Here is a 14,570-nt window from a genome sequence, read left to right as displayed (position 1 = left end):
GCCAGGACCTTGGCGATGTCGAGGTAACTGGCCGCGGGAGTGTCACCGCCCAGGGCGTAGGCCTCGTCGGCCACCTTGACGTGCACCGCATCCCGATCCGGCTCCGCATACACCGCAACACTGCCGATCCCCGCATCCCGGCACGCACGGGCAACCCGAACAGCGATTTCACCGCGGTTCGCGACGAGCACCTTACGCACCACAACCCCTCCTGCCGGACGTCGATATCGACTGGATTCCATGGTCGGGTCCGGGAGGGATACCCTTCAAGGCATTCCGATTCAGCCTTCGGTCAGGAATTGCAGGAGCGGAATAGCTATGTCGGCATTGTGCCAGGGCAATGTCAGAAGAGTGTCAGAAGCCGCAGTACAGGGACCGCCGGCAGGGTTTTCCGGGATGCACGAAAAAAGGCGGGCCCCGCTTGCGCGGAGCCCGCCGGTGACGGGTGACATGCGTTTTTCCGGCAACGCGAAGAAACCCTCGAAGCCGTATTCCGTGCCGCGACAGGTTTCCTTACGGTGACGACGGCGGCCTGCCGGTCGGGGCCGGCCGCCATCGGAATTCAGGCAGGGCCCAGCCGGAAACCGACACCCCGGACGGTGATGATCCAGTCACTTCCGCCGAGTTTCATGCGCAGGCTGCTCACATGGGTGTCGACGGTGCGCCGGGACCAGGAGTCGCCCCATATCTGCTGCATGATCCGCTTGCGCGGGACGACCGTCTGCGGGTGCGAGGCGAGCAGGCAGAGCAGGTCGAACTCCTTGCGCGTGACGTCGACCCCCCGGCCGTCCAGACTCACCTCGCGCAGACCCACGTCGATGCGCAGCGATCCGTGCGAGATCACCTTCGCGGCCTGCGGCTTGGCTTGAACTCGCCGCATCACCGCTTCCATACGGGCGATCAGCTCGCGAGACCCGTACGGTTTCACCACATAGTCGTCGGCGCCGGCCTGCAGGCCGAGCACCCGGTCCAGTTCGCTGCCCCACGACGTGACGGCTATCACCGCGACATCCGACTGCAGGCGGATGCCACGGCACACCTCCAGGCCGTCCATGTCCGGCAGTTCCAGGTCCATGAGGACGATGTCGGCATCCTCGCAGGCCTGCAGTGCGGCCGATCCGGTCTCCACACCCTCGACCTGGTGGCCGTGCCGCCGCAGGTCCCCGCGCAGGGCCTCCATGGCTCCCCGGTCCTTCTCCACCACGAGCACGCGCCAGGCCCCTGCCGATCTCTGCGGAAGACGTAACCCGCGGGACGCGGAGGCACCCGTAATGCCTTGACCCATTACTCCCCCATATTGGTTGCGAAGTTCGATGCTCAGATCCACTCGTAGCCAACGCTCGCAACCCTACAAACCTACTCATCGGTTTGTCAATAAATTCTTGGCCAAGGGTGAACAATACAAAACCCTGCACAGCAGGTTCACGAAACGATCATCCGCGGCGGCCATCCGCCTATCTCAATACGCTGCGGTACTTACCTCCTGGATAGCACCGCCGAACTGGGTATTTCCGGGACCCGCCCCTGCGCCGGGAGATCACCACGCGTGGCACAGGACCACGAACCCGGTCGGCCGACGCACCCTATCGCGCCCAAATGAGACGATCACCGGAACGGTCATAAGGCGACGAAAGCACCCCGCTCCCGCCGCCGCGCCCGCGCCGGGCCGCCGCTTCCGTTAAGAAGCGGTAACACACGTTCCTGAACCCTGGGAAATCCGTAACGGAAGCCCGGCGCGAGGGGACGCCGACGCCGTTTCGTCCTGGCCGGGCGCGGTCGCCGGGTATGATTACCGCTCCGTACGGAGGGGTGCGGCACGGCGATCCGGGCGGCCGGCCGGTAAATGGACACTGCCCGCCGGGCGACGGTATCTTGGGGGCACCCGGAAGTCCGTCATCCGGCGCACCACGGCCTCCACGTTCGGGATACTCGGTACCACGGGAGGGATTGATGCCGAATGAACACTGACATCGAGGTACTGCGCGACAGCCACCCTGAAGAGGCGTGCCCCATCGGGCCGGTGGTCGAGATCGTTTTCAGCCGGTGGACCACGCCGATCCTGTGGACCCTCAACGAGTCGGGCAGCCTGCGGTTCGGGGAGCTGGAGCGGCGGCTGGGGTCGATCACTCCCAAGGTGCTCACCGACACCCTGCGCAAACTCGAGCGCGACGGGCTGGTGCTGCGCACCTCCCACCCCGGCATCCCGGCCCGGGTCGAGTACGAGATCAGCGAGCTCGGCCGCAGCCTGTCCGGGGTGTTCCAGGTGCTCGCGACCTGGTCGGACGGCAATCTGGACAAGGTCCGCCAGGCCCGGGCGGACTACGAGGAGCGCGACTTGGCGCGCATGCGCCGCTGAACGACCCGTGCGGCCCGAGCGGCCGCACCGGACACCCGTACCGGCGGTACCCGCGGTGCCGATGACATGCCCGTGCGCCTGCCCGCCCGACCCGGTCGACACGGGCAGGCGGACAGGCGCGGAGGTCGGACGCCGAGGTCGGGCGTTCGGCTGGGCGGCGCCGGACGGGCACTACACCCGCGCTGGGGGCACTACACCCGCTGGGCCTCGATCAGCCAGGTCGGCACGTGGATCTGCCCCTTGCCGTCGGCGTTCGGCGTGACGCCGAACCGCTCCAGGAACACGGCCATGCTCGCCTCCACCCCGGAGAACGTGCCCATCTCCATGGACGTGATCTCCCAGCCGCCCGCGGCGATCGTCGCACGCAGCGTGTCCTCCGGGATGGCCATCGGGGCCGGCATGCCGCCGGGGACCGCCGCGAAGGCGAGGATGTTGAGCCATGCCCCCGGCGTCGTGGACCGGTGCAGGGCCTCCAGGTAGAGCTGCTGGCCGCGCGGGTCCAGCACCTGGAAGAGGGCGCTGTCGAGCACGGTGTCGAACCGGCCGTCGTACCCGGTCAGCTTGGTGGCGTCGGCGACGAAGAGCTCGATGGGCGTCCCGGCGTGCCGCTCCTTCGCCAGCTTGATCGCCGTCGACGACCCGTCGAAAGCCGCGACCTTGTGACCCAGGGCGGCGAGATATGCGGCATTGTCGGCAAGGCCGCAGCCGGCGTCGAGAATTTCACCGCGGAACCGCTTGCGGCGCTCGAACTCGACAACTCCCGGCTGAACGTCCTCGATATCCCAGGGAACTCCGCCGGTGATCAGACCGGGGAGCAGTTCACCGCCCTCGTACACGATGTTGAAGTCGACGGCCCCGAGCTCGACGTCCACATGAGGCTGGTCACTCATTTGTATCTCCTTTGCCGGACGGAGGAGGCGGAAATGCGCGTACCCACAGCATTGCCGGTCCGTCCGACAGGGGTAAAGAACCCCCGTGTCAGGTCTTCCGCAAGTTTGTCAAGTTTCCGAAGGTGCCACGCGGATGCCACCGCGGTCCGCCCGGACGGGCGGCCCCGCCGGTCCGGGCAGGTGGCGCTCCACCCCCGCCCGGGCGCCGGTCCGGCCCACCGGGAGCCGCCGGCGGCCACCGGACCGTGAATCTTCCGCCGTGCCGCCGCACGCCGCTGACCTCGGCGAAGGCCGAAGTTCCGGCCGGATTCCAGCAGCCCGCCGGGCCACTTTCCGCTTGGTAACTATATGTAGTGGAGTGCTAGCTTCGCAGTGTCGCCCTGAAAACGGTTATGAGGAGACACTTCCATGTCTGCTTCGCGCGCGGATGCCCAGGCAACCGCTGTCCCGGGCTCCCGCAGCCCCGGGCTGATTCTGGCTTTTCTCTGCATCGCACAATTCATGGTGTTCCTCGACGTATCGATCGTGAACGTCGCCCTCCCCTCGATCCAACGGGGCCTGTCCATCTCCCAGGGCGATCTTCCCTATGTGGTCACCGCCTATGGGACGATTCTCGGCGGCTGCCTCATGCTCGGTTCACGTCTCGCGGACACCTTCGGCCGGCGCAGGCTCCTCCAGGTGGGGCTGGCGCTCTTCGGCCTGGCCTCGCTGTCCGGCGGACTCGCGCAGGACGAGATCCTGCTGTTCGTCTCCCGCGGTGTGCAGGGCTTCGGCGCGGCGATGGTCGCCCCGGCCGCCCTGAGCACCCTGACGGTCACCTTCGCCGAGGGCGAGGCCCGCAACAAGGCGCTCGGCGTGTGGGGCGGCCTGGCGGGCATCGCCTCGGTCGCCGGTGTCGTCTTCGGCGGCCTGCTCACCCAGGGCCCCGGCTGGCGCTGGATCTTCTTCATCAACGTGCCGATCGCGGTGGCCGCGGTGCTGCTGGCGCCGGCGATCCTGCCGGAGAGCCAGGGTGAGCGGCGGCCCTTCGACATCCCGGGCGCCGTCCTGATCACCGGCGGCCTCATGCTGCTCATCTACTCGCTCGACGAGGCGATCACCTACGGCTGGCAGTCCGCCCGGGTGATCCCCACCCTCGTCGCGGGCGCCGTGCTGCTCCTGCTCTTCCTCCTGGTCGAGCGGCGCAAACGCGACCCGCTCGTGCCCTTCACCATCTTCAGACTGCCCACCCTGCGGACGGCCAACATGGCCACCGTGCTCTTCCTGGGCGGCGTGGTCAGCATGTTCTACTTCGCGAGCCTGTTCATGCAGCAGGTGCTCGGCTACGACGCCCTCAAGACCGGCCTGGCCTACGTACCGCAGGCGGTGGCGACCGGTGTCGCGGCGGGCATCGCCTCACAGCTGGTCACCAAGATCGCGGGCAAGCCCGTGCTCATCATCGGCCTGGTGATGTGCACCGTCGGCCTGTTCCTCCTGTCGCGGGCGCACTCCGACGCGAGCTACGTCTCCGCCATCCTGCCCGCGTACGTCATCTTCGGGTTCGGAATGGGCTTCACGTTCGTTCCCCTGCAGGTCGCCGCGCAACTGGGCGTTCCCGAGCGGCAGGCGGGGCTGGCCGCCGGACTGATCAACACCAGCCAGGAGCTGGGCGGTGCGCTCGGCCTGGCGGTGGCCGCGACCATCGCGCTGCACGGCCTGCCCGGGAAGATCGCCGGCGCCCACGGCTCGGCGTCCCGCATCGAGTCCACGCTGACCACCACCTTCCACCACGCCTTCATCGTCGGCTGCTGCCTGACCCTGGCCGCACTCGCCCTGTCGCTGCTGCTGCCGATGCTGCGGTCCGCTCCGCCCGAGCAGCCGGCGGGCGAGCCCGCGAGCGAGACGGCCGAAGCCAATGTCTGACGGCCGGCGGCCGGAGCGGGACACCGCCCTGCGGTCCCCGCGACTGCCCGCGGGAGCAGCCGAGTTCCTCGCCGGGCCGCACATCGGAACGCTCACCACCGTGCGGTCCGACGGGTCCCCGCACATCGCTCCGGTGCGCTTCACCTGGGACGGGCAGGCCGGCCTGGTACGCGTGATGACGACCGGCACCCGGGTGAAGACCAGGAACATCGCCGCCCGGCCCGACGTGCGGATCGCCATCTGCCAGACGGTGAACTACCGCTGGATCACGCTGGAGGGCCTGGCGACGGTCTCCGCCGACCGGGCCCGGGTGTCGGAAGGGGTGCGGCGCTACATCCAGCGCTACCTCTCCGCACCCCCGAACGTCCCGGACATGGTCGTCATCGAACTGGCCGTGGACCGGGTCATGGGGATCTGGTAGCCCCCTCCCCCCTGTGGGTCCGGCCCGCACCGGGCCGGACCCACATGCCGGCGGGTCACCCCGGCCCGCGACACCGACGCACCATCGAGGACGGCAGGTTTCATGACCGAGAACGTGGCATCTCCCCCGGCCGCGGGCGCCGACACGCGCCCCGGACTCTTCAAGGCCTTGGCACTCGCCGGGGAGACCATCGCCAACGTGCGGCCGGACCAGTACGGCGCGGCCAGCCCCTGTCCCGAGTACGACGCCGAGAAACTGGTCCGGCACCTGATCGCCGTGGTGCGCCGGATGACGGTCGCCGCCAGCGGCGGCAACCCGTTCACGGTGGAGCTCTTCGCGGACGAGGTGCCGGCCGCCGACTGGGGCACGGCGTGGAAGGACGGCGTCCGCGACGCCGAGGCGGCCTGGTCGAAGCCGGGCATGCTGGGAACGATGTGCCAGCTCGGCTTCACGACCCTCCCGGGCGTGGCCGCCGCCGTCGCGTACACCACCGAAGTCACCATCCACACCTGGGACCTGGCCAAGGCCACCGGGCAGCAGCCGGCGTGGGACCCCGCGGTCCTGGCGCCGTCGCTCGGGGCGATGCGGTTCGCGGTGCCGGCCACGCCGCGGACCGCGCCGGTGCCCTTCGGCCCGGTCGTCGAGGTCCCCGCCGACGCGCCCCCGATCGACCAGCTCGTGGCCTGGTACGGCCGGCGCCCCTGACCGACCCGCACGACCAGCAGGGCGGACCGGCACCGTACCGCGGTGCCGGTCCGCCCTTCGCGTGGCCGAGGTGCCGTGCCGGCAGGTCCGGTCCGCCGACCGTCCCACGACACAGGAGGACCGCTCGTGGCAGAGGAACGACAGGCACGCGCCGTCCGCACCCGCCGCACACTGCTGTACGCGGCGGCACGGCTCTTCGACCGGTACGGCTACACGCGCACCAGAATCGGCGACATCAGCGCCGCCGCGGGCGTCAGCTCGGGAGCGCTGCACTTCCACTTCGAGAACAAGGCGGCGCTCGCCGCGGCCGTCGAGGAAGCCGGCGCGGACATCCTGTGGTCCGCCGGGTGGATCGCCTACCAGGCCAACGCGGACGCGCTCCAGGCACTGACCGACATGTCGCAGGCGTTCGCCCGCCTGCTGCAGTGGGACGTACTGGCCAGGGCGGGCTTCCGGCTGGGCGCCGACGGCGCGCTGCGCGGCAGCCGGGGCCTGGACCGGGAGTGGCAGGGCTGCGTGGAACGCCTGCTGCTGGAGGCCGCCCGCAACGACGAACTCTCCGCCCACGTGCAGCTCCACGAGATCACCTGCGCCGTGCTCACCGCGACCACCGGGGTGGGGCTGCTGATCAGGGGCGACTCGGAGCGGCAGATGCAGGCGGCGCTCACCGGCTTCTGGCAGGTCTTCCTGCCGGGCCTGGCCCGGCCCGAGGTGGCGCGGCGCCTGGAGCCGGCCGGACGGCTCTCCGTGGTCACCGACGCGGTGGCCGTGTCCGGGCGCGCACGGGCGCGGGCGGCAGCCGACCGCCCGGGGCGGGCCGCGCACCCTCAGTCCCCGCCGTCCTCCGGGGCCTCGGGGTGGGCGCCGGTGCCCAGCCGGTAGCCGATCCCGCGCACGGTGACGATCCAGTCGCCGGGGCCGAGTTTGCCGCGCAGCGAGCTGACGTGGGTGTCCACGGTACGGCTGGAGACAGACCATTCGTCCGCCCAGACCTTGGCCATCAGGTCCCGGCGGGAGACCACGGTCTGCGGGAGCGAGGCCAGCAGGTACAGGAGGTCGAACTCCTTGCGGGTGAGCGCGACCGAACGGTCGCCCACCCGCACCTGCCGGCCCCGCGGGTCGATCCGCAGCGCCCCGTGGCTGAGCACCGCGGTGGTCCTCGGCGCGGCCGTCCTGCGCAGGACGGCGCGCATCCGGGCCACCAGTTCCCGGTACCCGTAGGGCTTGATCAGGCAGTCGTCCGCGCCGGCCTGGAGGCTGAGCACCCGGTCCAGCTCGGTGTCCCCGGACGTCAGGGTGATCACCGGGGTGGCGCCGCGGCCGCGGATCTGCGCGCACACCTCCAGGCCGTCCACGTCGGGCAGGCCGAGGTCCAGGACCACCAGGTCGGCGTCCTCCCAGGAGGTCAGGGCGGCCCGGCCGGTGGCCGCCAGGCCGACCTCGTAGCCGCTGCGGGCCAGTCGGTCGGCCAGGTCGGCGGCGGCCCGCTCGTCCGGGTCGACCACGAGAACGCGCGTCTTCACCCTTCGCCCCCTGTCGGTCTGCCGCGAACGGCCCTGCGGACGGCCTGCGTGTGCTGTCGCCGAGGAGTTACTCGGCAGCCGAGCGGGTGTGCACGACGCGGTAGGTGTTCAGGTCCCGCTCGGTGGCCAGCGCGGCGACGCGCGCCTCGCTCTTGGTGCGGGCGGCCGTCCGCTCGGCCTCCGGCTGGGCGCGGAAGGCGTCGTAGGACTCCTTGTCGGCCCACTGGGAGTAGGAGACGACGAACGAGCCGTCCAGGCCGCGGGCGCGCAGGCCGCGCAGCACGGTGTGGCTGCGGAAGCCGGGCACCTCGGCCAGCCACTCCTGGGACGGGCCGAGCGCGTCGACCAGCTCCGCCTGGTCCTCCTCGGCGACCTTCAGCACCTCGATGACGGTGTAGTCGTCGCGGGTGGGCGAGATCTCGACGGTCCCGCCGAGCTCCGGCGCCTGCAGGGTGTGGACGACCTCGTTCTGCAGCAGCCGGATCGACGTGGTGATCTCGCCGAACAGCGGCAGGGTGCGGTGCTTGAACTCCTCCCCCTCGTAGCGCTTCTCCAGGTCCTCGCTGCTGCGCCACTGGATGAAGTTGGCGGTGCCGAACTTCTCCTGCCCGCTGTGCACGGTGCTGGAGATCCAGCCGGGGTACGCGGCCGCGTCGACGATCTCACGCATGGCCCCCAGCAGGCTCTCCTGCTTTTCCGCGGCGTCGGTCGAGAAGAGGTTGAGAACGGTCAGGTACTCACCGTCGGCTGCGATCTTCGGCATGGTGTCAGGTGCCTTCCATTCCGGGAACGGTGGATCGGGTCGCGACCAGCATCTGCGTGCCGGGGCCGGTGAGGAAAGCGGCTACGATTCAGGACTCCACGCAGGTTCGTCAATTCCGCACAACCACCGTCAGGTCTTGTACGGCTTCGTCAGATCGGTGACAAACGGCCTTGGCGCGCGGGCGCGGCGGCGCCCATTCTCGAACAATGCATACCGACCCACCGGCCGCCGGTGCGGCCCAATTGCTCGATCGCTACCTCATCAGCCTCGACGACGACAAGCTCGACGACGCCTGGGCGCGCGACCTGTTCACCGAGGACGCCGTGGTCGAATTCCCCATGAGCCGGCACGCCGGCCGCGCGGGTATGGCGGACTGGCACCGCGAGTCCCTGGCCGCCTTCGCCGGCACCCAGCACCTGGGCAGCCCCGCGGTGGTGGACCCCCTCGGCCCCGACCGGGTCGGGCTGCGGGCGAACCTGGTCTCCACCCACGTGCACCACCCGGGGGCGGCGCGCGAACCGCTCTTCGCCACCGGCACGTTCGTCACCGGCGAGGCCCGGCGCACCCCCGCCGGCTGGCGGCTGTCCGCGCTGGCCTTCCGGGTGGTGTGGATGACGGGCAGCCCGCCCGGTGGACCGGCGTGACGCGCCCTGTCCCCGGGCCGCCGCCGGGACCCTGGGTGCATCTGGCCGCGACCGCCCCCGACATGCTCACCGCGGTGATGCTGGTGGACATCGCGGTCGTCCTGATCGTGGGGGTGCTGCTGGGCCGGCTGGCCCGGCGGCTGCGGCAGCCGGCCGTGATCGGCGAGATCGCCGCCGGCATCCTGCTCGGTCCCAGCCTGCTGGGCCTGCTCCCCGGTGACCTGCCGCACAGGGTCTTCCCGAGCGACGTACGGCCGCTGCTCAACGCGGTCGCGCAGGTCGGCCTGGTGCTCTTCATGTTCCTGGTGGGCTGGGAGTTCGAGAAGCGCCTCGTACGCCCGCACGCCGGTCTCGCGGCCGGCGTCTCGCTCTCCTCCATCGCGCTCGCCTTCGGCCTCGGCGTCGCTCTGGCCACGCTGCTGTACCCGGACCACGCGACGGTGGCCGGCCACCACATCTCCTTCGCCGCCTTCGCGGTGTTCCTCGGCACGGCGATGTCGGTGACCGCGTTCCCGGTGCTGGCCCGTGTGCTGGCCGACAACGACCTTTCGGACACCAGAGTCGGCTCCCTCGCCCTGGCCAGCGCCGCCGTCGACGACGTCCTGGCCTGGTGCCTGCTGGCGTACGTCTCGGCGATGGTCAGCGCCGACGGCGACTACGCGCGGCTCGGCCGGATCGCCGGGTTCGCCCTGCTGTACGCGGCCGGCATGCTGCTGGTCGTGCGGCCGCTGCTGGCGGCGCTGGTGTGGCGGTGGGCCGCGGCCGAGCGCTGGTCCGCGCTGCTGGTGGTCCTCAGCGCCGGGGCCATGACCTCGGCGTGGCTGACCTCCTGGATCGGCGTGCACGCGATCTTCGGGGCGTTCCTGTTCGGCTTCGTCACCCCGCGCGAGCCCGCCCGGCTGCTCGCCCGCAACGTGCGCAAGCCGCTGGACGACATGAGCCTGGTGCTGCTTCCGGTGTTCTTCGTCGTCACCGGGCTGGACGTCGATCTGACGGCCCTGACCGCGGGCGACACGGTGGTGTTGCTGCTGATCGTCCTGGTGGCGTGCGCGGGCAAGCTGCTCGGGGCGATCCTCCCGGCGCGGCTGGCCGGGCTGCCGTGGCGGGAGTCCAAAGACCTCGGTCTGCTGATGAACACCCGGGGCCTGACCGAACTGATCATCCTCAACGCGGCGGTGACACTCGGCGTCCTCGACGTGCGGATGTTCACCATGATGGTCGTGATGGCCCTGGTCACCACGGCGATGGCGGCACCGCTGCTGTCCGGCCGGGACGCCCTGCGGGCGACCACCCCGGCGGAACCGTCCGCCGACCTCGTCGGCCACTGATCCACCTGCCTCGTCCCCGCATCCAAGGACGAAAGGTCTCCCGTGACTTCCGCACCCCTGTCCTCCTCCGCCCTGCCCTCGGCCCGGCGCGTGCCGCACCCGCGGCCGGCCGTCGACGGCAAGGCGCTGCGCGACGCGTGCAGCGCCTTCGCCACCGGGGTCACCGTCATCACCGCGGCGACCGGCGTGCCGGGCCATGCCGAGGGCACGACGGTGAACTCCTTCACCTCCGTCTCGCTCGACCCGCCGCTGGTGCTGTTCTGCCTGCACCGGCAGTCCCGGCTCGGCCCCGTGCTGCGCCGGTCCGGCGGCTTCGTCGTCAACTTCCTTGCGCACCACCAGCAGGAGCTGGCCTGGGCCTTCGCCGGCCGCGACTCGGCACGGGTCGAAGAGGTCCCGCACCGCCGCACCGCCGAGGGGCTGCCCCTGCTCGCCGGCGCCCTGGGCCACCTGGTCTGCCGGCTCGACGCCGAGTACGACGGCGGGGACCACCTCATCGTGGTCGGCGAGGTGGTCGAACTCGGCGTGCCCGAGCCGGAGTCGGCGCCCGGTGCGGCCCCGCTGGTCTTCTACCGCGGAGCGATGCACGCCCTTCCCGGCACCGGCTCCCCCGAGAATCCGGAGCAGAACCAAAGGGATTTCTGACGAACTTGTCGGAGTTCTGTACTCGGCGCCGTTCAGCTCCGCGCACTCCACCGGAATACTGGAGAAAACCCCGGCCGAAAGAGGGATGATGAACACGTTCGACACCGATGTGCTGATTGTGGGAGCCGGCCCCTCGGGACTCATGCTGGCCGGTGAACTCCGGCTCGCCGGAATACCGGTCGTCGTGCTGGACCGGCTGCCCGAACCGATGCGGCAGTCCCGCGCTCTCGGCTTTTCCGCCCGTACGCTCGAGGAGTTCGCCCAGCGCGGCCTGCTGACGAAATTCGGCGAACTCGAAACCATTCCGATCGGGCATTTCGGCGGCCTTCCGCTGGACTACCGGATCATCGAGGGCGGCAACTTCGGCGTCCGCGGCGTGCCGCAGTCCTTCACCGAGAAGGTGCTCGCCGAATGGGCCCTGGGTCTCGGCGCGGACCTTCGCCGCGCGCACGAGGTCGTCGGCCTGGAGCAGGACGAGGACGGCGTCACCGTCGAGGCGGCCACCGAGGCCGGCCCGGTCCGGCTGCGCGCCCGCTATGTGGTCGGCTGCGACGGCGCGCGCAGCGCGGTGCGCAAGCTGTCCGGCATCGACTTCGTCGGCACGGACGCCACGATGGAGATGAAGATGGCCGACTTCACCGGGGTGCGGGTGCCCATCCGCCCCACCGGCCAGGTCGGCGAGGCCGGCATGGTGGTCGTGCTGCCGCTGGGCCCGGAGGCGATCCGGGTGGTGGTCTTCGAGCGCGGCGCCGGTGTCCGCCCCACCCAGGAGCCGCCCACCTTCGAGGAGGTCGCCGACGCCTTCCAGCGGGTGACCGGCGAGGACATCCACGCCGCACGGCCGCTGTGGACCAGCTACTTCACCGACGCGAGCCGGCACGCCGCCGACTACCGCAAGGGCCGGGTCTTCCTGGCCGGCGACGCCGCCCACATCCACCTGCCGATCGGGGCCCAGGGCATCAGCGCCGGCGTCGGCGACGTGGTCAACCTCGGCTGGAAGCTCGCCGCCGCGCTGAAGGGGTACGCCCCGGCCGGCCTGCTGGACACCTACGGCTCCGAGCGGCAGCCGGTCGGCGCCGGCATCGTGGCCAACACCCTGGTGCAGCGCTCGCTCTACCTCGGTGGTCCCGAGATGCAGGCCCTGCGCGACGTCTTCGCCGACCTGATCACGCTGGAGCAGGTGCAGCGCCGGCTCGTCGGCGCCGTCACCGGCCTCGACATCGTCTACGACGCCGGCGAGGGCCACCCGCTGCTCGGCCGCCGGCTGCCCGAGCAGGACCTGGTGGTCGCCGACGCCAAGACCACCACCTTCGAACTGCTCACCCCAGGCCGCCCGATCCTGCTCGACCTGCACGACAACGCGCAGTTGCGGGCGACCGCCGCCGCCTGGTCGGACCGGGTGGACACCGTCACCGCGACCCGCCCGGACCCGGACGCCCCCGCCGCGAGCCTGCTGGTCCGCCCGGACGGCTACCTCGCCTGGGTCTCGCCCGACGGTTCGCCCGACGGGCTCTCCGAGGCGCTCACCCGCTGGTTCGGCGCCCCGCTCACCGCGGCCTGACGGCCACCAGAAGAAGAGGAGTGCGGACGTGACCACGAAGGCCGAGGCGGCGCAGCCGTCCCCCGGGACCGGCGAGCAGACGATGTGCGACGTGGTGATCCTCGGGTCCGGCCTGGCCGGCTCGATCACGGGTGCCATCCTGGCCCGCCAGGGCGCCGACGTCGTGCTCGTCGACGCCGGCCACCACCCGCGGTTCGCCGTCGGCGAGTCGCAGAACCCCCAGCTCGTCGAGTGGCTGCACATCCTCGCGGTGCGCTACGACGTGCCCGAGCTGAAGCACCTGCTGGACATCAAGGCGGTGACGGAGAACATCGGCCCGCACCATGGCAGGAAGCAGAGCTTCGGCTTCGTCACCCACCGGCCGAACCGCGAGCCGGACCCCCGCGAGGCGACGATGTTCGTCATCCCGAAGATGCTCACCGAAGCCACCCACATGTACCGGCAGGACACCGACTCCTACTACGTCAACGTCGCCGCCAAGTACGGCTGCACCATCCGGCAGGACTGGCGGGCCACCGGCCTCGACTTCGACGACGACGGGGTGACCGTCACCGGCCACACCGGCGAGGTGTTCCGGGCGAAGTACCTCATCGACGCCTCCGGTTTCCGCTCCCCGCTGGCACAGAAGTTCGACCTGCGCGAGCAGCCCAGCCGGCTCAAGCACCACGCCCGCTCGATGTTCACCCACTACGTGGGCATCAAGCCGTACGACGACGTGTGCAACTACCCCGAGGACCTCAAGGCCCCGGCGGAATCCCCCTTCCACGGCGGGACGCTGCACCACCTGATCGAGCGCGGCTGGTTCTGGATCATCCCGTTCGACAACATCGCCGAGTCCCGCAACCCGGTGTGCAGTGTCGGCCTCACCATGGACGAGCGGCTGTACCCCAAGCCCGACGACATCACCCCCGACGAGGAGTTCGCCCGGTTCCTCGACATGTACCCGGCCGTCAAGCGGCAGTTCGAGGGTGCCCGGCGGGTGCGCGAGTGGGTGTCCGCCGACCGCATCCAGTACAGCTCCAAGCAGACGGTGGGCCACCGCTGGTGCCTGATGTCGCACGCCGCCGGCTTCGTCGACCCGCTGTACTCGCGGGGCCTGTCCAACACCTTCGAGGTCGTGGACGCACTCGCCTGGCGGGTGCTGGAGTCCCTGCGGGACGACGACTTCTCGGTGGAGCGCTTCGAATACGTCGAGCGGCTGGAGCAGGGCCTGCTCGACTACAACGACAAGATCGTCAACAGCTCCTACATCTCCTTCTCGCACTTCCGCCTGTGGAACGCGGTGTTCCGGGTCTGGGCGTGCTTCACCACACCCGCCACCATCCGGCTGCTGCAGGCGCGGCAGGACTACCTGCTGAGCGGCAAGGACGACACGGTCTTCAAGGAGATGGAGAAGTCCGCCTACCCGGGCCTGTGGTGGCCCGACAGCCACTCCTTCAAGTACCTGCTCGACGTCACCGCCGAGACCTGCGAGAAGTACGAGGCCGGCGAGATCGACGGCGACAAGGCGGCCGACATCGTCTTCGACGCGATCCGCGCCTGCGACTCGGTGAACACCCCGTTCGGCTGGAAGGACGGCGAGGACCACCGCTTCTACCGCGCGACCACCCCCACCATGCTCCGGTTCATGTGGTGGGCCAACACCCAGGCGCCCACCGAGATCCGCGACCTGGGCCGGGCGATGGTCAGCGGCGTCGTCAAGTCCGCGCTGCGCGGCCGCAAGGTCACGTAGGGCCCCGGCTCCACCCTCCGGTCCGGCACCGCGGACCCGCCCGCGCCGCCCCGTCCGGCGCGGCCGGGCCGGCGGTACCGGACCGGAGCGCTGCCCGCTC

At 70.6% G+C, this 14,570-nt stretch carries 15 protein-coding genes; 10 read left to right on the top strand and 5 right to left on the bottom strand.

Annotation, left to right across the window (positions count from 1 at the left end; genetic code table 11):
* Window positions 1-200 (bottom strand): biotin carboxylase N-terminal domain-containing protein (locus tag BLR33_RS18210; RefSeq protein ID WP_322987170.1); only part of this gene is annotated, 200 nt, incomplete at its 3' end.
* 362 nt (window positions 201-562) lie between these two features.
* Window positions 563-1,285: a response regulator transcription factor gene (locus BLR33_RS18205; RefSeq protein WP_093785534.1), complete on the bottom strand. Its 723-nt coding sequence runs from the start codon at window positions 1,283-1,285 to the stop codon at window positions 563-565.
* Between the two features lie 672 nt (window positions 1,286-1,957).
* Between BLR33_RS18205 and BLR33_RS18200 the strand changes: the two genes are divergently transcribed.
* Entirely contained in the window at window positions 1,958-2,356 is a 399-nt protein-coding gene (locus BLR33_RS18200; protein ID WP_093785533.1) for a winged helix-turn-helix transcriptional regulator, read from the top strand.
* Window positions 2,357-2,547: 191 nt separating this feature from the next.
* Here BLR33_RS18200 and BLR33_RS18195 read toward each other — a convergent pair whose 3' ends face one another.
* Window positions 2,548-3,246, bottom strand: coding sequence for a class I SAM-dependent methyltransferase (locus BLR33_RS18195; RefSeq protein ID WP_093785532.1), 699 nt, complete (start codon window positions 3,244-3,246; stop codon window positions 2,548-2,550).
* 408 nt (window positions 3,247-3,654) lie between these two features.
* Here BLR33_RS18195 and BLR33_RS18190 point away from each other — a divergent pair, with 408 nt between their 5' ends.
* The 4 genes from BLR33_RS18190 (at window position 3,655) to BLR33_RS18175 (ending at window position 7,156) form a co-directional block, all read left to right on the top strand.
* On the top strand, window positions 3,655-5,148 hold the full coding sequence (locus BLR33_RS18190; protein WP_093785531.1) for an MFS transporter: 1,494 nt from the start codon (window positions 3,655-3,657) through the stop codon (window positions 5,146-5,148).
* The gene (locus tag BLR33_RS18185) at window positions 5,141-5,569 is read left to right on the top strand and encodes a pyridoxamine 5'-phosphate oxidase family protein (protein WP_093785530.1); all 429 of its coding nucleotides are present in this window, start codon (window positions 5,141-5,143) and stop codon (window positions 5,567-5,569) included. Before BLR33_RS18190 ends, BLR33_RS18185 begins: the two co-directional genes overlap by 8 nt.
* A 102-nt stretch (window positions 5,570-5,671) precedes the next feature.
* A complete protein-coding gene (locus BLR33_RS18180) occupies window positions 5,672-6,274 on the top strand; it encodes a TIGR03086 family metal-binding protein (protein ID WP_093785529.1) in 603 nt (200 codons plus the stop codon).
* Between the two features lie 126 nt (window positions 6,275-6,400).
* The gene (locus tag BLR33_RS18175; RefSeq protein WP_176930303.1) at window positions 6,401-7,156 is read left to right on the top strand and encodes a ScbR family autoregulator-binding transcription factor; all 756 of its coding nucleotides are present in this window, start codon (window positions 6,401-6,403) and stop codon (window positions 7,154-7,156) included.
* On the opposite strand, the gene BLR33_RS18170 is transcribed toward BLR33_RS18175, so the two are convergent.
* Both BLR33_RS18170 and BLR33_RS18165 read right to left on the bottom strand, forming a co-directional pair.
* Entirely contained in the window at window positions 7,102-7,797 is a 696-nt protein-coding gene (locus tag BLR33_RS18170; protein WP_176930302.1) for a response regulator transcription factor, read from the bottom strand. The two genes, BLR33_RS18175 and BLR33_RS18170, sit on opposite strands and share 55 nt — an antisense overlap.
* A gap of 67 nt (window positions 7,798-7,864) precedes the next feature.
* A complete protein-coding gene (locus BLR33_RS18165; protein WP_093785526.1) occupies window positions 7,865-8,560 on the bottom strand; it encodes an antibiotic biosynthesis monooxygenase family protein in 696 nt (231 codons plus the stop codon).
* Between the two features lie 206 nt (window positions 8,561-8,766).
* Between BLR33_RS18165 and BLR33_RS18160 the strand changes: the two genes are divergently transcribed.
* From BLR33_RS18160 to BLR33_RS18140, 5 genes are all read left to right on the top strand, one after another.
* On the top strand, window positions 8,767-9,204 hold the full coding sequence (locus BLR33_RS18160; protein WP_093785525.1) for a nuclear transport factor 2 family protein: 438 nt from the start codon (window positions 8,767-8,769) through the stop codon (window positions 9,202-9,204).
* A gap of 35 nt (window positions 9,205-9,239) precedes the next feature.
* On the top strand, window positions 9,240-10,532 hold the full coding sequence (locus BLR33_RS18155) for a cation:proton antiporter domain-containing protein (protein WP_245771477.1): 1,293 nt from the start codon (window positions 9,240-9,242) through the stop codon (window positions 10,530-10,532).
* 42 nt (window positions 10,533-10,574) lie between these two features.
* A complete protein-coding gene (locus tag BLR33_RS18150) occupies window positions 10,575-11,177 on the top strand; it encodes a flavin reductase family protein (RefSeq protein WP_322987169.1) in 603 nt (200 codons plus the stop codon).
* An 88-nt stretch (window positions 11,178-11,265) separates the two neighbouring features.
* Entirely contained in the window at window positions 11,266-12,738 is a 1,473-nt protein-coding gene (locus tag BLR33_RS18145; protein WP_093785581.1) for an FAD-dependent monooxygenase, read from the top strand.
* An 82-nt stretch (window positions 12,739-12,820) separates the two neighbouring features.
* Window positions 12,821-14,470 carry an NAD(P)/FAD-dependent oxidoreductase gene (locus BLR33_RS18140; RefSeq protein ID WP_093785580.1) on the top strand — a complete coding sequence of 550 codons (1,650 nt, stop codon included), beginning with the start codon at window positions 12,821-12,823 and terminating at the stop codon, window positions 14,468-14,470.
* Window positions 14,471-14,570 lie beyond the last annotated feature (100 nt).

Source organism: Actinacidiphila guanduensis, assembly GCF_900103985.1.
Lineage (GTDB): Bacteria > Actinomycetota > Actinomycetes > Streptomycetales > Streptomycetaceae > Actinacidiphila > Actinacidiphila guanduensis.
This window is presented reverse-complemented; position numbering and strand designations above follow the sequence as displayed.